Origin of the sequence: Micromonospora sp. M51 (genome assembly GCF_018070305.1) — a bacterium.
Taxonomy (GTDB): domain Bacteria; phylum Actinomycetota; class Actinomycetes; order Mycobacteriales; family Micromonosporaceae; genus Micromonospora; species Micromonospora parva.
Window position 1 is genome coordinate 1 of sequence record NZ_JAGPXZ010000700.1, and the last position, 3,174, is coordinate 3,174.

Below are 3,174 nucleotides of genomic sequence, written 5' to 3' on the forward strand. Positions count from 1 at the left end.
CCCTCCGAGCCCGACCTGAGCGAGTACTTCTTCCTCGCCGCGGCGGACTCCGCGGTCAACCGGACCCAGCGGCCGGAATGGTCGGCGATCTCGGCGCCGCCCTTGGCGATGGTCGATCCGGTACGGAGGGTGGAGCTGAGTCGCTGCAGCCCGAGGTCTTTCGACGGCAGTCGCTCCGCGGTGAGGAAACGATCGACAGCCGCCGGATGCCCGATGACCGCCAGGCCATCGCCGTCGCTGATCAGTTGGATGGCGTTGTCCACCGTCGGCTCCTTGAGGCGTGGCACGGATTGGCCTCACGCTACCGCCGGCGTCGTCGGCCTCACCATGGTCCGCTCGTCTCGATGATCTCGGGATCGAGAGGATGTCGTACCGCCGCCCGTCCGGTGGCCAGTTCGTTCAGCGGCGGTGAAGGTGGCGCAGTGAAGAGGTGCGCGGTGCGTTTTTCGCGGGCGGGATCGCCTGCGACTTTCCCTCCGTTCGTGCCGCGTCTGCATGTTGCGGATCGCATGTTGAACGCCGACGACCGCCGGTCAATTCTGAGCGCGGCATTGCGGCCATTTGTCCGCAGTGGGAACCCGCGCCGATGGTTCACCAAGTGGGACGGGCGTCAGGGTGAAGGCGAAGGCAGGAATATGACCGCTTAGGGTGATTCACCATAGCCGGCCATGATCGTGGTGATATCAGATTAGACGTGGCCGTACGCGGGATTGACCAGGTGCCCGGGTGGTCACAGCGCAGTCCGGCAGCCGTCGCGGGTCGTTGACGGTCGTAGCCCGAGACCGGCAGGTCGCGGGCGATGTAGGGGTTTCCGGGATATTGTTCCGCGCTTCTGGCCACCGGTCCTTTTCTGCGGCTTGTGAGGTGATGTCGGAAAGAACCTGCACCGCGACGCCAACTGTTGGAATGGGAGTGGCTGGCATCGGTATGTTTCGACATTCGGCGGTGCTTCGGTATAGTGCGACCAATTCCCCTTGAGTGTGCCGGAAGGCGTCTGGTCTGCGTGATGACACCTGGGCTGGAAAGCGCATCATTGAGCCCGCGCTTCGTTGGGCGGCGACCACAGTTGGCGCGTATCGGGAGAGCCCAGGCGACTGTGCTGAGCCGACGGTGGCAAATGGTGTGCGAGGTGGTCGGAGAGCCGGGCATCGGCAAGACCCGGTTCGTCCACGAGGCTCTGCAGCGGTGCGGGCCCACCATCCCCTGGGCCGTCGGGACCTGTTCGCCGGACGAACGAGGAGTTCCGTTCCACGTGTTCCGACACGCCTTCACCGAGGGGCAGTCACTTCGCCACGAGGTGCGTGCCGGGCAGCCCACCGAGGCGACCTGGGCGGAGTCGGTCGCGGCGGTGCCAGCCGCGCCGGCGCGGGCGTCGGACGCCCGGCGGTTCCGGACGTACCAGCTGGCCCGCCGGCTGATCGGTCTGGCCGCCCGGGACGGTCTCGTGCTGGTCCTCGACGACCTGCACTGGGCGGACGCCTCCTCCACCGGTCTGATCGCCCACCTGCTGCGATACCCGGTGCCCGCCCCGCTGCTGCTCGTCCTGGTCTACCGACCGCGGCAGATGGCGACGCCGATGCCTTTCGGGCCACCGGTTCCCGCCGAGCACGCCGACGCGGAACCGACGTCACACGATCGGATCGAACTGCACCCGCTCAGCGTCGCCGAGGTCGGGCTCCTGCACCCCCACGTCGACCAGGTGGAGCTGCGCGCCCGGTACGACCTGAGCGGTGGCAACCCCGGTTACCTCGCGGTGCTGCCCAGCGGCCCCACCTCGACCACCGCGGACCCGATCCGGGAAGCACAGGGCGCCCGGCTGGCCGACGCGGCGGTGGCCGTGCTGCGCCGCGAGTGGGTGGACCTGCCCCCCGTCGAGCTGACCTGCCTGCGGGCCGGGGCGATCGTCGACGCGCCCTTCACCACGGACCTGCTCGCCGAGGTCGCGCAGGTCCCGCCGCCAGTGGCGGTCGAGGCCAGCTGGCGGTTGGCCCGGCTGGACCTGATCCGCCGCGTACCCGGAACGGGACGGTTCGCCTTCCGACACCCGGTGCTGCGGATGGCGGTCGCTCAGGACACCGACCCGGCGTGGCAGGTGAAGGCGTGTGTGCGCGCGCTCACCGCGCTCGTCGAACTGGGCGCGCCACCAACGGACCGGGCCCGCTACGCGGAACGCCTGCTTTCCCTGCCGAACGGTGGCTGGGTCGACCGCTGCGTCACCGTGCTCTGCCGGGCCGCGCAGGAGGTCCGGCGCGAGACGCCGGACCTGGCCATCCGCTGGCTGCGGCTGGCGCTGTGTGCGTTACGGCCGACGGCCGGGCTCACCCAACGTCGCCAGGACGTGTCGCTCGCGCTGGCCCAGATCACCGGGGAGGCGGGCGATCTGGCCGAGAGCAGGGCCCTGCTCCAGGAGATCGTGCCGCTGTTCCCCGCCGACCCGGACGGACGGCGGGCGCGGGCGGTGGCTCTCTGGGCGCGGGTGGAACGTCTGCTCGGCAACTACGCGGAGGCGGCGGCCATCAGCCGGCGGGAACTGGCCGCCCTGCCAGCCGGTGCCGGACCCGCCGGCGGTTACCGACTCGCCACCGAGATCGGCGTCGCCGGCATCCTGGCCGGGCACCCCGTGACCGGGCTGCCCGACATGCTCAGTGGAGACCTCGGCGGTTCCGGAGCGGACCGGGCCAGCCTGCTGGCCGTCAGCAGTCTGGCCGCCGCCCACGACGGCGCGCTCGACGACGCCCGGGGCCTGCTCGATGCCGGTGCCCGGATCGTCGACGCGCTGCCGGACCGGGACATGCGCGACCACCCCGACTGCTTCACCGCGCTCGGTCTGAGCGAGCTGTACCTCGAACGGCAGGCCGATGCCGCACGACACCTCGACCGCGGGCTGACGCTCGTCCGCGCCTCGCACCGCGACGACGGGCTGTGCCAGCTGCTGCTCGGACGTAGCCAGGTGGCCTACCACGGCGGGCAGCTGACCACCGCCATCGCACTGGCCACCGAGGCCGGCATCGTTGCCCGGCGCATCGGCAGTCACCACCTGCTGAGCTTCGCCCTGGCGTTCGAGGCCGAGGCGACGGCGTGGCGGGGTGGGCTTCGGGACGACGACCGGGCGGTGGCGCTGGCCCGCAGCGCCGTCGGCATCGCCACCGACCTCAGCACCTGGTGTGGTCGTAC

Annotated in this window: 1 protein-coding gene and 1 pseudogene; one reads left to right on the forward strand and one right to left on the reverse strand. The window is 70.7% G+C overall.

The features are described 5' to 3' along the window. Positions 1-263, reverse strand: a pseudogene (locus tag KBX53_RS27335) (hypothetical protein); the annotation flags it as partial. Positions 264-1,006: 743 nt separating this feature from the next. On the opposite strand from KBX53_RS27335, the gene KBX53_RS27340 reads away from it, so the two are divergent. Further along, positions 1,007-3,174: AAA family ATPase (locus tag KBX53_RS27340; protein WP_247676302.1), on the forward strand; the 2,168-nt coding region annotated here is incomplete at its 3' end.